The sequence below is a fragment of the Gelidibacter japonicus genome, from assembly GCF_010725055.1.
In the GTDB taxonomy this organism is placed as follows: domain Bacteria; phylum Bacteroidota; class Bacteroidia; order Flavobacteriales; family Flavobacteriaceae; genus Gelidibacter; species Gelidibacter japonicus.
On record NZ_BJKB01000006.1, the window covers coordinates 1 to 21644 of the forward strand.

21 protein-coding genes are annotated in these 21644 nt (G+C 36.6%); 9 read left to right on the forward strand and 12 right to left on the reverse strand.

The window, feature by feature from the left end:
• Nucleotides 1-434: 434 nt before the first annotated feature.
• Nucleotides 435-1721, forward strand: coding sequence for a hypothetical protein (locus G6N06_RS07815; RefSeq protein ID WP_163515608.1), 1287 nt, complete (start codon nucleotides 435-437; stop codon nucleotides 1719-1721).
• Nucleotides 1722-1911: 190 nt separating this feature from the next.
• Here G6N06_RS07815 and uvrA read toward each other — a convergent pair whose 3' ends face one another.
• Nucleotides 1912-4695 carry an excinuclease ABC subunit UvrA gene (gene uvrA, locus G6N06_RS07820; protein ID WP_163515610.1) on the reverse strand — a complete coding sequence of 928 codons (2784 nt, stop codon included), beginning with the start codon at nucleotides 4693-4695 and terminating at the stop codon, nucleotides 1912-1914.
• A gap of 227 nt (nucleotides 4696-4922) precedes the next feature.
• On the opposite strand from uvrA, the gene G6N06_RS07825 reads away from it, so the two are divergent.
• Entirely contained in the window at nucleotides 4923-5507 is a 585-nt protein-coding gene (locus G6N06_RS07825) for an RNA polymerase sigma factor (RefSeq protein ID WP_163515912.1), read from the forward strand.
• 336 nt (nucleotides 5508-5843) lie between these two features.
• On the opposite strand, the gene G6N06_RS07830 is transcribed toward G6N06_RS07825, so the two are convergent.
• Nucleotides 5844-6500, reverse strand: coding sequence for an endonuclease III domain-containing protein (locus tag G6N06_RS07830; protein WP_163515612.1), 657 nt, complete (start codon nucleotides 6498-6500; stop codon nucleotides 5844-5846).
• Nucleotides 6501-6537: 37 nt separating this feature from the next.
• On the opposite strand from G6N06_RS07830, the gene bcp reads away from it, so the two are divergent.
• The gene (gene bcp / locus G6N06_RS07835) at nucleotides 6538-6990 is read left to right on the forward strand and encodes a thioredoxin-dependent thiol peroxidase (protein WP_163515615.1); all 453 of its coding nucleotides are present in this window, start codon (nucleotides 6538-6540) and stop codon (nucleotides 6988-6990) included.
• A 173-nt stretch (nucleotides 6991-7163) separates the two neighbouring features.
• Here the strand turns inward: bcp and G6N06_RS07840 are convergent, their stop codons facing one another.
• Nucleotides 7164-8618 carry a TonB-dependent receptor gene (locus tag G6N06_RS07840; protein WP_163515617.1) on the reverse strand — a complete coding sequence of 485 codons (1455 nt, stop codon included), beginning with the start codon at nucleotides 8616-8618 and terminating at the stop codon, nucleotides 7164-7166.
• 90 nt (nucleotides 8619-8708) lie between these two features.
• Here G6N06_RS07840 and G6N06_RS07845 point away from each other — a divergent pair, with 90 nt between their 5' ends.
• Together G6N06_RS07845 and G6N06_RS07850 are read left to right on the forward strand one after the other, a co-directional pair.
• Nucleotides 8709-9470: an MBL fold metallo-hydrolase gene (locus G6N06_RS07845; protein ID WP_163515618.1), complete on the forward strand. Its 762-nt coding sequence runs from the start codon at nucleotides 8709-8711 to the stop codon at nucleotides 9468-9470.
• 5 nt (nucleotides 9471-9475) lie between these two features.
• Nucleotides 9476-9676 carry a hypothetical protein gene (locus G6N06_RS07850; RefSeq protein ID WP_163515620.1) on the forward strand — a complete coding sequence of 67 codons (201 nt, stop codon included), beginning with the start codon at nucleotides 9476-9478 and terminating at the stop codon, nucleotides 9674-9676.
• Between the two features lie 401 nt (nucleotides 9677-10077).
• Here G6N06_RS07850 and G6N06_RS07855 read toward each other — a convergent pair whose 3' ends face one another.
• The 8 genes from G6N06_RS07855 to G6N06_RS07890 form a co-directional block, all read right to left on the reverse strand.
• The gene (locus tag G6N06_RS07855) at nucleotides 10078-10734 is read right to left on the reverse strand and encodes an alpha/beta hydrolase (RefSeq protein ID WP_163515621.1); all 657 of its coding nucleotides are present in this window, start codon (nucleotides 10732-10734) and stop codon (nucleotides 10078-10080) included.
• Between the two features lie 2 nt (nucleotides 10735-10736).
• Nucleotides 10737-11063: a DUF4870 domain-containing protein gene (locus tag G6N06_RS07860; protein ID WP_163515623.1), complete on the reverse strand. Its 327-nt coding sequence runs from the start codon at nucleotides 11061-11063 to the stop codon at nucleotides 10737-10739.
• A gap of 2 nt (nucleotides 11064-11065) precedes the next feature.
• Nucleotides 11066-12319 carry a dihydroorotase gene (locus G6N06_RS07865; RefSeq protein WP_163515625.1) on the reverse strand — a complete coding sequence of 418 codons (1254 nt, stop codon included), beginning with the start codon at nucleotides 12317-12319 and terminating at the stop codon, nucleotides 11066-11068.
• Nucleotides 12316-14241: a BatA domain-containing protein gene (locus G6N06_RS07870; RefSeq protein WP_163515627.1), complete on the reverse strand. Its 1926-nt coding sequence runs from the start codon at nucleotides 14239-14241 to the stop codon at nucleotides 12316-12318. Before G6N06_RS07870 ends, G6N06_RS07865 begins: the two co-directional genes overlap by 4 nt.
• 107 nt (nucleotides 14242-14348) lie before the next feature.
• A complete protein-coding gene (locus G6N06_RS07875) occupies nucleotides 14349-15356 on the reverse strand; it encodes a glycosyltransferase family 2 protein (RefSeq protein WP_163515629.1) in 1008 nt (335 codons plus the stop codon).
• Nucleotides 15357-15588: 232 nt separating this feature from the next.
• Complete coding sequence (locus G6N06_RS07880; RefSeq protein ID WP_163515631.1) at nucleotides 15589-17070, reverse strand: S10 family peptidase; 1482 nt, start codon at nucleotides 17068-17070, stop codon at nucleotides 15589-15591.
• Nucleotides 17071-17281: 211 nt separating this feature from the next.
• Entirely contained in the window at nucleotides 17282-18472 is a 1191-nt protein-coding gene (locus G6N06_RS07885) for a sensor histidine kinase (RefSeq protein WP_163515633.1), read from the reverse strand.
• Nucleotides 18473-18525: 53 nt separating this feature from the next.
• Nucleotides 18526-19290: a TIGR02757 family protein gene (locus G6N06_RS07890; protein ID WP_163515635.1), complete on the reverse strand. Its 765-nt coding sequence runs from the start codon at nucleotides 19288-19290 to the stop codon at nucleotides 18526-18528.
• Nucleotides 19291-19492: 202 nt separating this feature from the next.
• Here G6N06_RS07890 and G6N06_RS07895 point away from each other — a divergent pair, with 202 nt between their 5' ends.
• Together G6N06_RS07895 and G6N06_RS07900 are read left to right on the forward strand one after the other, a co-directional pair.
• Entirely contained in the window at nucleotides 19493-19633 is a 141-nt protein-coding gene (locus G6N06_RS07895; RefSeq protein WP_163515636.1) for a hypothetical protein, read from the forward strand.
• Nucleotides 19623-19799, forward strand: coding sequence for a hypothetical protein (locus G6N06_RS07900; protein ID WP_163515638.1), 177 nt, complete (start codon nucleotides 19623-19625; stop codon nucleotides 19797-19799). The genes G6N06_RS07895 and G6N06_RS07900 overlap by 11 nt, the downstream gene beginning before the upstream one ends.
• Before the next feature lie 5 nt (nucleotides 19800-19804).
• Here the strand turns inward: G6N06_RS07900 and G6N06_RS07905 are convergent, their stop codons facing one another.
• Entirely contained in the window at nucleotides 19805-20464 is a 660-nt protein-coding gene (locus tag G6N06_RS07905) for an ABC transporter ATP-binding protein (RefSeq protein WP_163515640.1), read from the reverse strand.
• Between the two features lie 223 nt (nucleotides 20465-20687).
• Here G6N06_RS07905 and folE point away from each other — a divergent pair, with 223 nt between their 5' ends.
• Together folE and G6N06_RS07915 are read left to right on the forward strand one after the other, a co-directional pair.
• Nucleotides 20688-21284: a GTP cyclohydrolase I FolE gene (gene folE, locus G6N06_RS07910; protein WP_163515642.1), complete on the forward strand. Its 597-nt coding sequence runs from the start codon at nucleotides 20688-20690 to the stop codon at nucleotides 21282-21284.
• 51 nt (nucleotides 21285-21335) lie between these two features.
• A complete protein-coding gene (locus G6N06_RS07915) occupies nucleotides 21336-21608 on the forward strand; it encodes a hypothetical protein (RefSeq protein ID WP_163515644.1) in 273 nt (90 codons plus the stop codon).
• The last annotated feature ends 36 nt before the right edge of the window (nucleotides 21609-21644 follow it).

Below are 21644 nucleotides of genomic sequence, written 5' to 3' on the forward strand. Positions count from 1 at the left end.
ATAACATATCCAAGTGTTTGTTAATCAGTAAAAAAGATACGAAAAAAGGAGTGAAAACACTACGGTTTACACTCCTTTTTATCTCTTTTTACCCCAATATTTTTAAGGGGACTTTTTCAGTGGCCTCCCCATAGACAAGGGGATTGGTAAAATCCATAAAAATGTTTAAGAAAAAGCCTGAAATGAAGACTAATTGTTGAGGCGGGAAGTTAAGTATTAAATGTTGTCTTCAGCAAGATCTATGGATTTAATTAAAAACAAACTGAATAAAGTCTTTTGATAGAAGTATTTGCCGGACGTTCTTTTTTCCATTAGCACCTGTTTAAAGCAACTGATGCGACAACATTCTTATAATCAAGAGTCTAAGTTGTCTTTGTGATTCTTGGCACATTCTTTGTATTCTACGAGACATGTTGAACAAAAAACAAACACTCATGAAAAAATTAGCTCTACTTTTTACTGCAGTGTTCCTTATTGGGACATCAGTGAACGCAAAAACCACCAACCTTGCTAAAGATAATTCATACAATAACGGTTATTTAAAGGGATATGGAAATTCTTTTATTTTCACCGAAGGTGGTATTGAGTTTTCTGTATTTCCCGATGGTCAATTTGATTTTTATGCTCCAAACTATGGTCCTAAAGCCAATATTTCCATCAACACTCCTAATATTTCGTTTAGTTTTAATACTGGCTATGATTATGGTCCATATGTACAGTATGACGATTATGGAGCCATCATACAAATAGAAAACGTTCCAATTTATTATGACTACTACGGACGTATTACTCAGGCAGGGAACGTTAAAATTCGCTACAACCATTATGGTCATGTGAGTCGTGTTGGAGGATTACATGTATACTACGACCACCACCATAGGTTCACACATTATACAGGTTATATCAATGTATATAACCGAGTGTATGTGCACAGACCGTGGCATCGTTACTATACCGTTCCTGCCGTTGCATATCGTGTGGTTTATACAAGGCCATATAGACAATATTACAAACCTGTTAGACATCACTATTACAGACCTTATACCAATAACTACAGAGAACCAGTAAGATACTCGCCACGTCGTGAAAGCTCATATAGCTCTGGCAGAAGGAATACTGTGGCCACCAATGCGCGAATTAGCGATCGATACCGTCAGGAAGCCTCACCACGTAGGAGTGCTGCTGCAACATCAAGAAGTAGCTCAAGAACTGTTGATAGCAGAAAACAAAACACAACAGCTACAAGAGGCAGGGAGGTATCAAGAACCACTCGTGATGTTTCAAGTAGTACCAGTAAGAATGCTTCAAGAAGAGGAGTGAGACAAAACACCACTGAGCGTACTGTTCAAACTTCAAGAAGTAGTAGACCTACCGCAAACAACAATGCGTCAAGAAGTATGGATAGAAATGTTAATAGGAACGTTAATGTTAGAAATGTAACAACACGTTCAGAGGCTAATAAACGGGATGCAAATAAAGTAAGCGCATCCACAAGAAACCAAAACGTTAGGTCATCCTCATCTAGAACAAACAGGTCTAGTGAAGTCAATAAAAGTTCGGTTCAAAGAAAACCAATTGCCTCTCAAAATCGTACATATTCTAAAGGGCGAAGTACGAGTGAAAACCCTCGTGCCGTACAAAGTAGAAATAGAACAAGAACCGAAGCAAAAAGTCAATCTTCACCATCAAGGTCAAGATCGACCCAAAGTAGAGGGAATTAATAAGAATTTTTGGTTGGTTAGTGGAAAGTCCTGCAGGAGTATGCCTCAAAGCACCTTGTGGGATTTTCCCTTTTTATTTTCATTTGAATGTTCGATTTCCGATTAGTATAAATGAAAAAATGTAATGCCGTAAAGGTCCCTGAGTCTATTCAATTAATTTAATGAAATACTTCCGACTGCTCACTGCTGACTAAAGCTTCTCCATTAAGTACTTTCCTGTCACAGAGTTTTTATTTTGAACCAATTCCTCGGGTGTTCCTGCAGCGACTAATTTTCCACCTCTTTCACCACCTTCTGGACCTAGATCGATAATATAATCTGCGCATTTTATCAGTTCAAGATTATGCTCAATAACAATTATAGAGTGCCCTTGTGCTATCAGTGCTTGAAAAGATTTTAAGAGTTTTTTAATATCGTGAAAATGCAGTCCTGTGGTAGGTTCATCAAATATAAATAGAGCATTATCACTTCTTGAGCCTTTTCCTAAAAAAGTAGCCAATTTAATACGTTGTGCCTCACCACCAGAGAGGGTAGACGAGCTTTGACCTAAAGTGACATAGCCCAAACCAACATCTTGTAATGGCTGTAATTTGCTTTGTATTTTTAATTCATTATGTTTTTCAAAAAAAGCAATCGCATCATCAATGGTCATCGTAAGAATGTCGTCAATATTTTTGTCTTCAAAAGTGACCTCCAGGATTTCCTTTTTGAAGCGTTTTCCGTTGCAGGTTTCGCAGGTTAAATGGACATCAGCCATAAACTGCATTTCGATAGTCACTTCGCCATCGCCTTTGCAGGTTTCACAACGGCCGCCATCTACATTAAAACTAAAATGTTTGGCTTGGTAATTTCGTATTTTGCTCAGTTTCTGACTCGCATACAGTCCCCTGATATCATCATAGGCCTTCACATAGGTCACGGGATTTGAGCGTGAAGAGCGGCCAATGGGATTTTGATCGACAAACTCAATGTGCTTGATGTTTTTAAAATTCCCTTTTAGTTCAGTAAACTGTCCTGCTTTATCTCCAAAACCGGTCAAATGCTTTTGAATGGACGGATATAGGATGTCCTTGACCAATGTACTTTTACCACTTCCAGAAACACCAGTAATGACCGTTAGCATTTCTAAAGGAAAGCTAACATCAATATTTTGTAAATTATGTTCTCTGGCACCAATAATATCTATATGATATTTTGATGTACGGCGTTTGTTGGGTAGGTCAATTTTGAGTTTTCCGTTTAGATATTGCGCCGTCAAAGAATTGGATTTCAAGATATCTGAATAGGTTCCGGCAGCTACAACTTCGCCGCCAAGTGTGCCAGCTTCCGGACCGATATCAATGATTTCGTCGGCAGCTTGCATGATATCTTCATCATGTTCTACTACAATTACAGTATTGCCCAAATCGCGCAACGCTTTCAGTACTACAATTAATTTCTCAGTGTCCTTAGGATGGAGTCCAATGCTTGGCTCATCCAAAATATACATCGAACCTACTAAACTACTGCCCAACGAGGTTGCCAAATTGATACGTTGACTTTCACCTCCAGATAACGTATTCGATTTTCTGTTGAGTGTTAAATAATCAAGTCCTACGTTCGACAAAAATGACAACCGGTTAGAAATCTCCTTCAGTAATCGGTTGGCGATGGTGGCGTCATAATCGTTTAATTCCAAATTTTTGAAAAAATCTGCCAATTTATCTAGCGGCATGGTCACCAGATCGGTGATGGTCACATTATTAATTTTTACGTAATTGGCTTCTGGTCGTAAACGTTTTCCGTGGCACTTACTGCACTTGGTTTTACCTCTATAACGAGAAAGCATCACACGATTCTGAATTTTGTATGCTTTTGATTCCAGTTCCGCGAAAAAACTGTTCAAGCCCTCAAAATAGTTGTTGCCATCCCAGATTAGTTGCTTTTGTGCTTCTGTGAGTTGATAATAAGGCTTGTGTATTGGAAAGTCAAATTTATGTGAGTTATTGACCAATTGATCCCGGAACCAGCTCATGCTTTCACCTCTCCAAGGGAAAATGGCATTTTCATAAACAGAAAGTGCAGTATTTGGAATGACCAGTTCTTCGTCAATTCCGATGACATCGCCATAACCCTCACATTTCGGACACGCTCCATATGGATTGTTAAAGCTGAACAAATGCACGTTGGGTTCCATAAAAGTCATCCCATCCATTTCAAACTTATTGTTAAAAAAAGTTTGTTTATGATCAGACAGCGACTCAATTATCGTACTGCCCTTACCTTCAAAAAAGGCTGTTTCAATAGCATCGGCAAGTCTATTATAAAAATCCTCTTCGTGTTTGACAACTATTCTGTCCACTACCAGAAACATATCTTTTTTGAGATCCTTTTCGAGGGCATCTTCAATTCTAAGGACTTCATTTTTGTACTGAACGCGAGCATAACCTTGTTGTTGAAGGACCTTAAGCTTATCGTCCAATGATCGTCCTTCTTCTAAGATAATAGGAGCTAGGAGAAGAAGCCTTTCACCATCTTGATAAGATTTTATCAAATTTAACACATCTGCAGTCGTATGTTTTTTGACCAAATTCCCAGAAATAGGAGAATAGGTTTTTCCAATCCTTGCGAACAACAATTTCAAATAATCATAAATCTCTGTGGTTGTTCCTACGGTAGATCGCGGATTGGTGGAATTCACCTTTTGCTCAATAGCGATGGCGGGAGCAATTCCTTTTATATAATCTACTTTTGGCTTGTTTAGTCTTCCTAAGAACTGGCGGGCATAACTTGACAAACTTTCAACATAGCGTCTTTGGCCTTCTGCATATAAAGTATCAAACGCGAGACTCGACTTGCCCGAACCGGATAATCCGGTAATAACCACCAATTTATTTCGCGGAATAACCACATCCATGTTTTTGAGATTGTGGAGGTTAGCACCTTTGATAATGATATTTTGTTTCGGATTTACTTCGGAAAGGTTAAGCTTCATGGTCGTTTTCGCATATAAGAATGCAAAGATACTACATCTAATTCGGTCGCGAAAAAAAGTTGTAGTCCAATAAAATGTTAAAGTTTCAGTAGATTTTTTGCATTTTAGGAATGATTGTTGTTATATTTGACCTCAATCTTCTAAAACAGAGTTGCCTATATCATAATATTACTTTATAAAGATTAACCCCAAGCTAGGAATTCATTCCAAGCATTAAAGTAATTATGATGAAACACGAACTTATCACAGACGCTGTTTTAGTGAACAATTATCTTAAAGGAGACGAAAATGCTCTTTCTGAATTGATCACCAAGCACAAACAAAAAATCTATAGTTTTATATATTCTAAAGTTTATGATAGAGATATAACTGAAGATATTTTTCAAGACACTTTTATTAAAGTCATTCGAACCCTCAGATTAGGAAAATATAACGAAGAAGGTAAGTTTTTACCTTGGGTGATGCGCATTGCGCACAATTTGGTTATTGATCATTTTAGAAAAAACAATCGCATGCCTAAATTTTCCAATACTGGAGAATTCAGTATTTTTTCAGTTCTGAGCGATTCGTCCCTAGATGCTGAAAAAGGTATGATTAAAGAGCAAATTGAATCTGATTTGAGACGTTTGATAGAGGAATTGCCCGAGGAACAAAAAGCTGTTTTGATCATGCGTATGTACAATGATATGAGTTTTAAGGAGATATCAGAAAAAACGGGTGTTAGCATCAATACTGCCTTAGGTAGAATGCGTTATGCACTGATCAATTTAAGGAAGGTCATTGAGCATAAAAATATAATCTTGACCAATTAAACATAATAAAAAAGTTTTTGCTGCGTTAATAGGATTATAATCTAATTAAAACTCCTAAAACTAATGGCAAAACTTTACTCAGAATGTCCCCAAAAAAATGACAACCTCAATCCAAAAGAAGAAACAGTTAATTTTCTTTTGAATTATTCTAAGGCTTTAAGTGTTATACATTGTAATAAGTGGAAGTTTGAAGCACTTCTGAACTAAGATTGGAAAGTCCCGAGATATAGCTCATCGGGACTTTTTCATTACTGCAAAAACAAGATTCTTTAAGTTCAGGGAAACAAGTCTCATGCCTAATATTCTTATTATTAGAGCATAAATCTTAAGGCTACTTCACTTTTTCTTTTTATAATAATCTTTCAAAACACTAGCCCTTCCAATAGTTCTGGTAATAATATCCTTTTCTAAGTCCCAGCCACGCGCTGGAGAGTACTCACGTCCATACCAGATCATTTGTAGATGTAAATCGTTCCAAGTTTCGATTGGAAAAAGGCGCTTCGCATCTTTTTCTGTTTGTACGACATTTTTACCGTTTGAAAAATTCCAACGATACATCAATCTGTGGATGTGTGTATCGACTGGAAAGGCGGGAATACCAAATGCTTGAGACAGCACTACCGCTGCAGTTTTGTGACCAACTGCGGGTAACTCTTCTAGGTCCTCGTAGGTTTGTGGCACTTGACCATCATGTTTGTCGATTAAGATATGTGATAATCCATGAATACCTTTACTTTTCATAGGGGATAACCCGACGGGCCTGATGATTTCTCGAATCTCTTCAACAGAAAGTTTAATCATATCATATGGATTATCGGCTTTTGCAAAAAGAAGTGGCGTAATTTGATTGACCCGAACATCTGTAGATTGAGCAGATAATAATACAGCAATTAAGAGGGTGTATGGGTCTTTATGGTTTAAAGGCACAGAAATTGTTGGGTACAGTTGGTTTAACGTATTTATAACGAATTCTACCTTTTCTTGTTTGGTCATAAGTTGTATTTTTACAAATATCAAATTTAAAACAGTTATGACCAAATTAAAAGCAGGAGACAAAGCTCCAGATTTTTCAGCACAGGACGAACAGGGAAATACAATCTCCCTCTCAGATTATAAAGGCAAGAAATTAGTGATATTTTTTTATCCTAAGGCAAGTACACCCACATGTACCACAGAAGCATGCAATCTAAGGGATAATTATAAGGTTCTACGAGATAAGGGCTATGAGATTTTGGGGGTCAGCGCCGATAGTGCCAAAAGACAGTCAAATTTTAAAAGCAAATATAATTTTCCCTATCCTTTGTTGGCAGATGAAGACAAAGAAGTGATTAAGGCCTTTGACGTTTGGGGTGAAAAGAAATTTATGAGGCGTACCTTTGACGGAATTCATCGGGTGACCTTTGTCATTGATGAAAACGGCATTATTGAAAAAGTGATTGATAAAGTGAAAGCCAAGATACACACCGAGCAGATCTTGGACTGATTGCTTTGAAATGTAAAATCAAGAACCTCGGGGTCCGACCGTCCGCTACGGATGGGCAAACTCACGAAGTCAGAAAAAAAATATATTTCGTTCGAGAAGGGCTTACAGGCATTAAAACCCACTGGTGGGAAACAAAAAAGATCTTAGCGTTTTAAACTAAGATCTTTTTCTTTTTATTGATCTCTATAGACTTCTTCAGCTTCATACCCAAAGAGACTCTTTTCTTTAATTATTTTTGAAACTCCAGGAGGTAACATGGCTTCCCAGCCTTCATCACCGTCAGAAATGGATTTAAGTACTGATCTTGAGAAAATGGTAAGGATGGATGGGTCATAATCAGTAATATCAACAACCTTTCCATTGTATTTAAAAAACTTATACAATTCTTTCATCCTTGGATGTACTTTTAAGTTTTCGCTATTGCTCAATTCGCCGTTATCATCCAACATAGGATAGAGGTAAACTCGTAAATCCTTAAAAAACAATTTGCCGAAAGCTTCTAATATCCCACCACTCAAATGGCGGTAATATTTCTCGTCAAATATGTCCACTAAATTGCTGACACCCATGGCCAATCCCATTCTATTCTTTGAATATTGAGAGAAGTACTCTACTAATTTGTAATATTCCTGGAAGTTGGAAATCAAGACCGTATGACCAAGAGAACATAATAATTCCGCTCTGTCCATAAAATCCTGCTCATCAATTTCTCCTTCTGCTCTTAAATTTGAAAGTGTAATCTCAAAAACAACTTGGGTATTATTAATGTCAACTTTATTTTCTTTAATAAACATATCATATGATTTCTCAAACATGTCTATGTTTACCTTGGTAACGGGTCTGAAACTACCGCGTAATGCCAAAATATTTTTTTTGTATAAAATTCGAGCAGGAAGCACGTTGTTGCCATCTGGAGCAAACATGACCGCATCCGTCATGTTGTTTTTCACCAATTGCAAACTCATTAAACGATTGTCCACATCCTTAAATACAGGACCAGAGAAATTAATCGTATCAATTTCAATTTGGTCTTTATCTAAATGATCGTAGAGGTAACGCAATATCTTTTTAGGTTCATTATATTTATAATAGGCACCATAAATAAGGTTGGTCCCTAAGATACCTAGCGTTTCTTGCTGCAAGCGTGCATCATTTTCCTTAAAACGAAAGTGGAGAATGATTTCGTTGTAAGCCGTATGGTGTGGTTCAATTTGATATTTTATGCCTACCCATCCGTGGCCTTTATATTTTTTGGCAAAATCAATCGTAGCCACTGTATTGGCAAAAGAAAAGAACATTTTATTAGGATGCTTGTCTCTTGAAAGACGTTCTTCAATGAGTTGAATTTCATGATTCAGCATTTTTCTCAATCGCTCCTCAGTGACATAACGGCCATCTTGTTCAGCACCGTAAATGGCATCACTAAAGTCTTTGTCGTAAGCTGACATGGCCTTAGCAATAGTACCTGATCCGCCGCCAGCTCTAAAAAACTGACGCACAGTTTCTTGACCTGCGCCAATCTCAGCAAAGGTCCCGTAAATATTCTCATTAAGATTGATACGAAGCGCTTTGTTCTTAAGCGATGGAATCTCTTCAAATTCCTTGTCGCCTTTTAAGGTAATCTCCATGTCGTAGATTGAGTTTTATAAGCTACAAAGGTATCAAATTGCTATCTTAAACAAAATAATAAACTTACTTTTGTTGTAAACATAGTGCATTTGAAAGTAATATTTTTAGGAACAGGTACATCGCAAGGAATTCCGGTAATAGGAAGCACTCATCCTGTATGTTTAAGTGAGAATCCAAAAGACAAACGTCTACGTGTTTCCGTGTTGATCGAATGGCGCACATATACCTATGTTATCGATTGTGGACCTGATTTTAGACAACAGATGCTTAATGCCAAATGCACAAAGTTGGACGGCGTGGTTTTTACTCATGAACATGCTGATCATACCGCAGGTTTAGATGATATTAGACCGTTTTATTTCAAGCAGGGTGATATTCCTATTTATGCCCACAAAAGGGTTTTAAAAGCACTTAAGGAACGGTTCGCGTATATTTTTGAAACAAAAAACAAATATGCTGGAGCCCCGGGAGTAACACCTATCAGGATTGAAAATAAGGCGTTCCGATTGGGCGATTTAAATGTGGTTCCAATTAATGGGATGCATTACAAACTCCAAGTCTTTGGATTCAGATTTAAAGATTTTGCTTATTTAACCGATATGAAAACGATTGAAGATAAGGAAATCGAGAAGCTAAAAGGGGTGAAGGTGCTTGTGGTCAATGCGTTAAGAGAAGAGGAGCATATATCTCATTTTAATCTGAGGGAAGCTTTGGAGATTATAAATAAAGTAAAACCAGAGCGTGCGTATCTGACACATATCAGTCATATGCTCGGATTTCATGATGAAGTCGAAAAAACACTTCCTGACAATGTGTTTTTGGCTTATGATAACCTACAAATTAACTTATAAAACTTATGAAAGGAAAACTCTTTATGTACATGTTCGTTTTTGCATTGTTGTTGATAGTATTTCAATATGTGAACTCCAAGAACATATTTGAGACATATCAAGAAAAAATGACGAAACTGATTGAAAAAGAGCAAGTGCTTAAAGATTCTATCAATCACTTGAATAAGGAGTTGAAAGCACTCAAAAGTAGAACTCCCATGGAGTAGAGGGTTCTATTGTGAAAATTGAAATTGCCTGCCCGTCCGGAGCATTTGCGAAGGCGGGAAATTGAAATTAAAGTCGAAATTCCTTACCCGTTTCGTAACAAAACGAAGTTAGATAGCTATTGCAAAGGTATGAAGTTGCCGTCCGTGAATGAGGATTTATATTCCCAATCTGAGAATGAAAACTGCGACTGAATATTAAAATTATTCTCTCGCAGATGGTGTAGATCGTCGCAGAACTAACTGAATTAAGTTTAATACTCCGATACCGCAACTGAAAACAGCGACTGCGACTGAAGATCCAAACATTTTTTCCACTGTTGTCGCATAGATTTTTACAGAATCAATGTTTAATATATGTTTCTGAACCTTGATTCCTAAACATAGAACTTTGAATCAACCCACTAATTCCCCAAGCGTTTATTGAGCCAGCTTCTAAATTCATAAAAGTTTTCAGGTGCAACGCCATGTCCAACTGGGAATTCCTTATAGGTGTTTTTTATCGACAAAGCATTTAAAAACTGAGGCACTTTTCTTGCCCATTCAACGGGTATGACTTGGTCCACGCTTCCATGGGAACAATAAAAAGCTAAATGTGAATAGTCTTTTGTTTCTATGTCATCCGGAAGCATTTCAGGACTGATATAGCCACTTAAAGCAATAATGTTTCGTATCTTCTCCGGATAGGTCAAGGCTACAGCATAACTGAGAATTGTACCCTGACTAAAGCCTAAAAGTGTTAGGTTGTCTTTATTGATGGGATACGCCTCTTTCACTTCGTCAATGAAATTGGCAATCAAATCTCTCGATTTGAGAGCTTGTTCATTGTCGTTCCATTTGTTCATTTCAGCATCAAAGTTAATGGCATACCATGCATTGCCGTAGGGCTGCATGGGATAGGGTGCTCTTGCTGAAATAATATACAATTCCTCTGGCAATTCAGAAGCGAAGCCAAAAAGATCGTTTTCATCGCTGCCATAACCATGGAACATGATGATTGCAGGCGCATTTTCTTTTAAAATTGAAGGTCTTGTGATATGATGTAAAGAGAGTTCGGACATTATTAATTGATATTTTTAAACCATTCTTGGAATTTTTCACCAAGAACAGGAATGGGTTTATATTCTTCTTTTATGGCATAAAAGATTGCAAACAGCCAACATGCAAAGGTGATAATCCAAAAAGCAGTTCCCAAAAGACTATTGACATATTGTTCTACCAAATTGGAAAAAATCAACATAATCATTAAGCCAAACATCTGCCTGATATGAAATAGAGCAAACGGATTTCGTTTTTCCAAATTCATGATAATGGCGATAATAAGGCCTATGAACGTTAAATAACTAATGATGGCCAGTGTTTTACCATCCTTGATAACAGCATCTTTCATAATTAATTTAAAACCAATTGATTGTTTGAGAAAACGCCATAGACCTTGCCTTTTAGATTGTAATTTTCAAAGATGGCATTTTTTGATGTAGAAAGAATCATTTCTTTGTCGAATTGATAATTTTCAATCGGATTGAAGAAGGTCAGTTTGGCTTCAGATCCAATGCCGATCGGGGCGGACTTTATTCCAAAACGTTCTCTTCCTTTGGTCAATAGGTCGATGGTTTTCTTCATCGTGAAAGCCGTATGTAAGGCACCGAAGGCTGATTCCAGACCGATCGTGCCGTACTTGGCATAATCAAATTCTATTTTTTTATGCTCAATATCGATCGGATTGTGATCGCTGGTTACCATATCGATAGTGCCATTTTTTAATCCTTCTATAAGTGCGTCGCTATCAGATTGAGTTCTTAAAGGAGGCGCGACTTTAAATCGCGTATCAAAGGTTTTCAAAACGTCATCTGTCAAAATCAAATTATGAATGGCTACGCTGCAGCTCACATCCAATTTTTTAGCTTTTGCGTTTCTGATCAATTCTACAGACTTGGCAGAAGAAATCGTCGGAATATGTAATTTTCCACCCGTATATTCCAATAAAAATAGATCGCGTACAATCTGAAGTTCTTCAGCTATTGTCGGATTCCCTTTTAGGCCCAATGAAGTGCTCATGACATTTTCATTCATGACCCCAAGCCCGGAGATTTTAGATTCCTGAGGAAAGGAATAAATCAAACCCCCAAAATTACTGGCATATTGTAAGGCCAGTTTCATAAGATTTGGATTTCTAACAGGCTTTTGGTAATCATAGAAAGCGATCGCACCGGCATTTTTCATATCGAAAAGTTCCGCTAAATCTTCACCATCGCTGTTTTTTGTCAAGGCACCAATTGGATATAAGTTTACAGCATTCCCCTTGGCTTTTCCTCTCAAAAATGAAATATCTGCATAACTGTCAATGACAGGATTCGTGTTGGGATTGACTGCAACATCTGTAAAACCAGAACGTGCTGCGGTTTCAAGTCCATTGGCAATGGTTTCGCGCTCTTCATAACCAGGTTCGCCAAAGCTTACGCTGCTATCAAACCAACCTTGGGAGACATGGAGGTTGTCAAGTGAAATCTCCTTCACCTTATCTGGGTTTTTAATTTGTTCTGAGATCTGGGAGATGATGCCTTTTTCTATGAGGATATCACAGGTTTGATTATGGAAATCGCTTTTTGGGTCTACAATAGTGGCAGATTTTATCAGTACGTTCATTTAAGGAATTTTAAGATGAGCATTTCAATAATTAAAAAAGCTATTGCAAAAATAACAAACCATTTCCATAGCTCATTCACATTTGTGGTACTTTTTATATCGTCAATTGCCGAAGCCACAGAGTTGTTTTTTACGCTGTTTGTCACCTGTGAAAGGTTTATATAATTGAGATTGCTCTCATTTCTATTGTAGTTATAACTTAAGTGTCGTACTACATTATCTTGGCTTTTTATCTCGAAAATACCTGCTGTATTGGGGTATTCGTCCGTAATTAATTGAACTTTATGGCTGTAGGTCTGTTGCAAGGGAACAATAGAGGCTTCGGCATTATCCAATTTTAAAATTTCATCCTGACCCAAGCGGATATTGATATCAATGGTGTTCTTAGTGCCAATTGTATAATAAAGTTGAGGTAGTTTTAAACTTTGTTTGCCAATATTGTAAAGCACTGGCACAATTAATGGCGAGTTTTTAAAGTTGGAATTGTCCTCCTCCAGACTAGCAGAAAAAGCATACACATTATGGGATTGGGTCAAGAATGCTGTGTCATCTTCAAAACTTAAAATGCGTGTAAAGGATGGATTGGATAAACTATAATACGAATTGACCTTTGGATACTGAAAATTGTCCACCTTTTTATCGAAGACATTGGTTAGAAGTGGATGTGAAAAATTGATTTTTGTAATGCGTTTTTCTGTTGAAATTAGAGAAGAGAAGTTTGGTAATAAAAAAGTGTTAAGTAATTGATTGTAAGAGCTTAAATCAGATTCATTTGAAGGTATAATTAAAATGCTCCCGCCATCATCGGAAAACGAATTTAAAGAGGTGGTCATTGCGTTGGGAATGTTTTTTAACTCATTGAGAACAATCAAATTCTGATCAATTATGTCGTTGTAATTTAATTCATTATAGTTGACAATCGTCAGATCAAATTCATCATCAGTATAAAGCCTTCTTAAAAAATCGGCATTAGCTTCACTGATCACCAATATTTTTATACGTTCTTTTTCATCTAGGTTAAAGTATAAGGTGTTGTCGTAGTTTAAACTTGCATCGTCAATCGTAACTTTTCCTTTAAAGGCTTCGTCGTTGGGAATTGTAAAAATTGATTCGGTTTTATTATCAATAGTGACTGCACTTTTGGCAATTAGTTGATTGTCTTCAAATAAAGATATAGGTAGGGTTTCAATGGGGGTCCCTTGATTGCTCAAAACAACCGTTAACTCTAAAGTTTCCACATTGTTTTTGGAAATATATAGAGAATCAATACTGATATTACCTTTGTCTTTAGGATGTAGCTGAACCAGTCTAAAGTTGACAAGGCTGTCGTTCTGTAACGTCAGACCATCTTTTTTTTGTTGAAAATCAGAGATCAAGATCAAGTTTTTGATACTGCCTTTATCTTTGGAAAATGCATTTATTCCTTTTAACACTACGACATCATAATCCAGCTGATTGGGAGAGTAGGAGAGTTGTATCAAATCGTTTTTAATGGCTTTGATGCTTGTGTTGTAAAAGCTGAGATCATTTGTAAAAAGGCTGAGTGTTTCATTCTCATCCACATGTTCAATTAAATCCTGTACAGCGGTATTTAACAGTGTGCCATTGTCACCTTTAGCCTGCATGCTAAACGAATTGTCCAGATAGATGACGGTCTCATTTTTGGTGGTGAAACTATTTATATTGGCTTGGTAAGGTTGAGCAAAAGCGATGATTATGCATGCTAAAAGCAACAGCCGCGTCAATAAAGTCAGCCACTTTTTGATTTGCGAACTTTTACGCGTTTGTAAAGTGATGTTCTTTAGGAATTGAACATTGGTAAAAGCGACCTTTTCAAAGCGTCTGAATTGAAATAAATGGACGATAATAGGAATGATGAGCAGCAGTAAGGCATATAAAATTTCGGGGTTTTTAAACTGCATTCCTTTTTTCTGGTTTTAGAGGTCAAATAAGCGTGTCAAATATAAAAAATACAAGAAGATTAGTGCCTTTTGATTTTGAGAAATTTAACGTTAATTACTTGAGATTGCTAACAAAAGAAGAAATAATCTTTGGCTTTTGTCAATTGATGGTTTTCTAAAATGGAAGTGATCCGTTTTTGTGACTTTTTATTGGACACAGCAATGATCACTTGAGGCTGTTGCAAATGACTTAGCGCTGAAATAGCATGAAGTTTTAATTTGTAAATGTGTTTGCCAATTTTTTTTGGGTTATTGCAGATCCATATAAACGGCACTTTATTTTTTTTCAATAGTTTAGCACAAAATTTTCCCTTGAAACCTGCACCCCAAAGTACCAACGGTCGGTCGGCATCGCGATCCAGTTCCAAAAAATAATGAATTTTCAATTTTAGAAAATGATTAGTGGCATAATGGTCATCTGTTCGTGAGGTTCTATGGCTGTAATCTCTCCAATAATGGAGGATGTGGTTTGATGGAATACATTTTAAGCCCTGTTTATAAAACCGAAATGCCAAGTCATAATCTTCAGGATAGATGTCATTATTGAAACCGCCACAGGCCAACAGATCATCTCGCGACACCATCCAACACGGTGAAGGGATGACACACTCCTTATAGATTTCAGTGTAGTTGCTTCCTGATTTGGTAAGCCTGTTGAGCCATTCCTCATAATTTTGATAGCCTTCTCCAAGTTCCTCTTCACAGAAATAATTCACCAATCCTAAAGCGACATGTCCTTTTCCATGGGTTTTTAAATCGTGGATCATGAGTTCCAGTTTTTTGGGAGCCATGAGGTCGTCGCTGTCCATTCGGGTGATGTATTGTCCTGAACTGTTATTTAAAGCCAGCTTTAAAGCATCAATAATTCCTTTTCCCTGATTTTTCAACAACTTGATTCTATCTTCTCCCTGTGCATATGAAGCTACAATATTATGACTGCCATCAGTAGAATGGTCGTCCACGATAATCAATTCCCAATTGGGATAGGTTTGTTTAATTATAGATTCGAGATAGGGAGTTATGAAGTATGAGCTATTTCTAAAAGGTGTAAGAATACTGATTAATGGCTGATGCATACTGCTAAAATACAATTTCCAGTGAACATTATGTAGACTAAAACAATGGATTGACAATAACAGAATGACCGCCTATGAGCTGATTATTGATATTTTTTTCTTTATGATATATAAACTATGGTATGGATCTAAAATTATGCCTTGCAACTTTGTATAGCTTAGCCAAAATGTTAGTGCCTTAAGATTTGGGTATAAAAAAACCTGATAAAATCAATTATCAGGTTTTTTATGGTTAATATTTTGCAGCTTCTCCCTTGGGGGTAGAGTTTATAATAAATTGTCTAATATCCTCAGTAGCGGTCTTTAAATCTTCTTTTCTTAAATACATCATGTGCCCACTTCTATATCCTTTGAAAGAGAAACGATCTTTCATTCTACCGCTCGGATCCATTTGACCTACGGTATATTTCGCAGCGAAATAAGTGGTTGCGCCATCATAATAGCCAGACTGAACCAAAACTTTTAAATATGGGTTTTGAGCCATGGCCTGGCGTAAATCATCTCTTGTACTATCATATTGTCGGTCCCAAGGATGCACGTTCCCGAACATATTGTATTTGATATCAGTCTTAAACTTAAGTTCTTCACGGATATAATAATTAATAGCTGGAGTGAAGGAGTGGAGCCATGACGTTAATTCCGCATTATAGTCTGGTGAGTTTCCTGCGTTCATTTTGTCAATTCCCAAATACCTCGAATCCAATCTTCCTATGGTATAGCCTTTGTCGCGAATTAATTCTTTCCAGAAAAAACTTGTTGGAATATTCAAATTGTGATCTATAATTGAGGATTTGCTCAATCCTGAGTAAAGGCTCATTTTTTCGGCCACCTGATTTCTTTCTGCATCAGAGATAAAGCCACCTTTTGCAATGGCAGGCATCACATTGTCAATGGTATAAGCTTCTACTTCAGGCAATATTTCCAATAGATCCTTTTGTTGTAATGCAGGAGAAAGTGCTTTCTGATACCAAGCTGCTGCCGTAAAGTACGGTAGATTTAAAGCGGAATAAATGGGCTGATCAGTAGAATAAATTTTATAATCGGCTGGTGACACTAAAATAACACCGTTCAAATACATCCATTGGCTGTTTTGCAACTCTTTAGATAATCCCATAACTCTTGGGCCACCATAACTCTCCCCAATTAAATATTTAGGAGATTCCCAACGATTTTTTCTGGAAACGAAGGTGTTCATCCATTCGGCCAAATATTTAATATCAGCATTGATCCCGAAAAATGTTTTTCTATCCGGAAGTTTTCCTTCCTTGTCTTCTACCATTCTTGAATAACCTGTATTTACGGGATCGATAAAAACAATGTCGGCCACATCTAAAATAGAATGTGGATTGGGCTTTACGCCATATGGTTGTACAGGATAACCCTCGTCATCAATATTCAAAATGACAGGTCCGGTGTAAGCAATATGCATCCAAGCAGATGCAGAGCCTGGACCACCGTTAAAAGAAAATACTATTGGACGTTTTTCTTTTTCACTATTACTTTTTTTGTAGTAGGTATAAAATAAGGTAGCGATAGGTTCGCCTTTGGCATTCCATACAGGCTGCGTTCCCGCCGTTGCCTGGTATGATAGATTTTGACCATTAATGACTATGGAATGATTGGTGACGACCATTGTGTCCAAAGGGACTTTTTTGACTTGCGAAAAGAGCAAGCTTACCGAAAATGTGGCAATTAATAAGAAGTAGTTTTTCATATAGCTAGAATTTTAAAACTTTAAAGATAAAAGGATTTATCGAAAGCTATTTTGAAAATATGTTAAAAAGGGATAAATGCAGCGGAGCGCAAGTGTTTAAAGAGAGTGCCTTTTTTCCATTTTAAATTAATTCTTCAAACTATTAGAGTCTTTAAGAACAGAGAAACACACTGACAAGTGTTTTAAAATATCATTTTGTTGGGTTTTGGATTTATTTGGCTATCGTAAAAGTGAAGACACTCCCAATGCCAACTTCTGATTTGACACTAATATCACCGCCCAATTTATTGACAAGGTTTTTTATAGTGCTTAAGCCGATACCGGTACTAGGTTTGATGTTTTCGTGAGGAATAATGGCAAATAAATTAAAAATTAAATCTTGTTTGTTCATTTCTATTCCAACTCCATTATCTGAGACTGAGAACTTGTGGAATTTAGGTTCTTCCACATAGGTAATCTTTATTTTTGGTGTTTCTGAGGTATTATATTTGAGTGCATTATCCACCAAATTCATGAGAATTTGTGTCAAAGCAGGTTTATTGATATTTTTTATTGCATGAACCCCGGAATATGACAGAGTATTATCACTTGTCATCAATATGTGTTGTATGTCTTCTATTAGTGCATTTGGTTGGATGTCTTCCTTTTTAGCTTCAAGCAGTTCGTCAGCTTTATAGTGCAATAGTATGCCATCGATATAATCTTTAAGAATTAAAGCCGATTCTTCAATATAATCAAGGTATTCCGATGATGCTTCCGAAGGTTTTTCCTTAAGTTCATCTTTTAATAGATGGGTTAAGGAAATGATGTTGGACAACGGTGATTTCAAATCGTGCGACACATGGCTGGCAAACTTCTTTAATTCGATATTGTGTTTGGTCAATTCTATCTTGGCGGCTTTCAATTTTAAATTTTGACGTCTTAATTCCAACGAATTGACCACTTGTTTTCCTAAGGTGATAAGTGCGTGTTGTTGCGACTCGGTTAAAACCCTGGGTTTATGGTCAAATACACATAATGTACCTAGAGCAAAACCTTCAGGATTTATAAGGGGGACGCCAGCATAAAAAATAGCATTTGCAGTGTCGATGAGAGGGTTATCTATAAAACGCTCATCCAATCGGGCATCATTGATAATGAATATGGGATCATTTCCCAAAATAGCATGACCACAGAAGGATATATCTCTAGGAGATTCTCGAAACGGAATGCCGTGGTGCGACTTGAAGAAATTACGATCCTTGTCAAGCAATGTAATCAAGGAAACAGGAGCGTCACAAATAGTTGCTACAAGGCTTGTTATATTGTCGAATTCTTCTTCAGGCAGGGTGTCGAGTAATTTGTACTCAGACAACTTGTCTAGTCGAAGTCGTTCGTTGGAAGGTAACTTAGGGCTTTGCATGATATGTATATTAGTTTTGTTAGTAAATAAATGTAGTCAAGTATTTATATTTTTTAAAACCCTTCAAATACACCGAGGCCAAAAAGGGCAAAATCGTATTTTACAGGGTCGTTTATATCCAATTTTCTTAAAGCTAAATCTAATTCTTTCAAAGCTTTCGCATCGTTTTGTTTTCTTTTTAAAAGTCCTAAAGCTCGAGCTACATTTCCCGAATGTACATCTAACGGACATGAAAGTTGAGCAGGTGTGAGGCTTTTCCAGATTCCAAAGTCAACACCATTATTGTCGTCTCTGACCATCCATCTTAAAAACATATTGATGCGTTTTGCTGCCGAGTTTTTTGATGGGTCACTGACATGTTTTTGGGTTCGTGTTAAATGTTCAATTTCAAAGAAATGCTTTTTAAATTGGTGAATGGCGTTTTGGGTAGAAAATTCTTCTGAATATTTATAAAAAACGGCTTCCAATCCGCCATGATTTTTATAAATATGGTTTAAACTTTTTATAAACTGAATAAGATCGTCTTCGTTGAAGGTTCTGTGTACAAAAGGCCTTAATTTCTCCAGGTCTGATGCTTCGTGATTCATCACATAATCGAAAGGAGATTGGTTTAAAAGCGTCATCATTTTGTTTGCATTGGTGATGATGCTTTTACGATTTCCCCATGAAATGGTCGCTGTTAAAAAACCAGCAATTTCAATATCTTCTTTTTTTGAGAATTGATGAGGAATTTGGATAGGATCAGTTTCTATAAATCGTGGATGGTTGTACTCTTCGACTTTGGCTTCCAAAAACTCTTTAAGTTCTATTTTATTCAATGGTATGAGATATTAATAACTATCTGTAAACCTTATTAAACAGCAATTTCCTTGCCACACTCCGTAATAATGAAGAATCGATTTTTATAGGCCCAATTTTCCAATTAACGCAATTGATATAATTTTAGACGCAAATCAGATTTCGTTTTTAGAAATCGTTTAATTTAGTTAAATTAGGCATCCTCATTAAAAAGGTATACTAATGAAATCTATTATAAAATTTGGTTTAAAATCCGCCATTGCGCTTTTCGTCATTGGCGTAGGGACCAAACTAGGCAAGGACGCCATAAATGATTTAAAACAATTTCAAGACGACCGTAAACACTTAAGCAATGGAAAATGATATTAATGACATTATAGATTCAACATTAAACGTTGTAAGCAGCTCTATTTCTAATTTTGATAATGTTTTGGGGCATGTTCCACTTTATAAAAGTGGTCATAATATGGGCGGTGCCATTAGCAAATTGATTGATAATATCGTGGATATTATTCCAAATAGAAAGTAAATATATTATACAATTTTGCCATCCACCATGACCAACTTACGATCTGCCATATTCGCCAACTCCTCGTTATGGGTTACTATGACGAATGTTTGACCAAATTCATCACGTAGCTTAAAGAAGAGATTGTGCAGATTCTCTGCGCTCTCACTGTCTAAATTTCCTGAAGGTTCATCGGCAAAAATCAATTCAGGATTGTTGATCAATGCTCTGGCAACCGCTACACGTTGCTGTTCACCGCCCGATAATTCTCCAGGTTTATGGTGGTATCTGTGGCTCAACCCTAAAAAGTCCAATAATTCTTTGGCACGTTTTTCAGCATCTGGTTTAGATGTATTTTTTATAAATGCAGGCAGGCATACGTTTTCCAATGCCGTGAATTCTGGCAGTAATTGATGAAATTGGAAGATGAATCCAATATGCTCATTTCTAAACTTTGCTAAAGTTTTATCCGATAAGCTAATAATATCAACATTATTGATGTGTAGTGAGCTCTGTTCTTTGGAGGAGGCTCTATCCAAAGTTCCCAAAATATGTAACAAGGTGGTTTTTCCAGCACCTGAAGCGCCTACAATAGAAACAATTTCCCCTTTTTGAATATTGAGATCCACACCTTTAAGTACGTGTAGATCACTGTAGTATTTATGTATATTGGTTGCTTTTATCATAGACTCCTAATTGCGGGCAAGTTAATGTATTGTTTGCATTTGCACAATTATGAATAGGTATTATTCTGAAAGGGAATTCGGAATTTAAAACATAAAACAGGACCTTGCCGTGGGATTCTTAGTTATTATATATCATCACAAGCAAGAAGCATTAGCTGAAAGTTTTAAAGGTTTTAATTTTCACATAAATCCTGTACTTTTAACATAACTTAAATTAGAAACAATGGCGTACCAACATTTTGAAGAATATAACATCCAGGTAACGGAAGATGTTAAAGAACGATATAAGCGTATTATTGAGGATCTAGGAGAAGATGCTTCGAGAGAGGGACTTTTAAAAACTCCTGAACGTGCATCAAAGGCTATGCAATTTTTGACTCAAGGTTATAACCAAGATGCCGCGGAAATTTTGAAAAGCGCCATGTTTAAGGAATCTTATAATGAAATGGTCATTGTTAAGGACATTGAAGTGTATTCACTCTGTGAACATCATATTCTTCCTTTTTTTGGAAAAGCGCACATTGCGTATATTCCGAATGGCCAAATCGTTGGGCTGAGCAAATTGCCCCGGATTGTGGATGTGTTTGCAAGGCGCTTGCAAGTTCAGGAACGTTTAACAGAGCAAATTTTGGATTGTATCAATGATACGCTTCAACCTCAGGGTGTTGCCGTTGTTATAGAGGCAGCACATATGTGCATGATGATGCGAGGTGTACAAAAACAGAATTCAGTGACCACTACATCAGGATTTAGAGGGCAATTTGAAAAGATTGAAACTCGTAATGAATTTTTAAAACTGATAAGCAATAAGTTTTCCTGAATGGTTTTGGTATATTTCTTGTAATAAATAATTTGAATTAATAATTATACAATGACATTGGACAATCTAAGCAAAAACAAAAAACTCGTTCTGGGCATCATTTTGGATCTCATTGGAATGATTACTTTTATCGATATCATTTGGGCGCCTATATCAGGGCTAATTATGACAAAAATGTATGCAGGAAGAAAAGGTAAAGTTGCAGGTGTATTTTCATTTATTGAAGAAATACTGCCAGGATTTGACATCATTCCTTCCTTTACAATTATGTGGTTTTATACCTATGTATTCAGCAAAAAACCTAAAGTTATTGAAGTAAGATGAAAAAAATCCCTTTCAAATGCTGAAAGGGATTTTTAA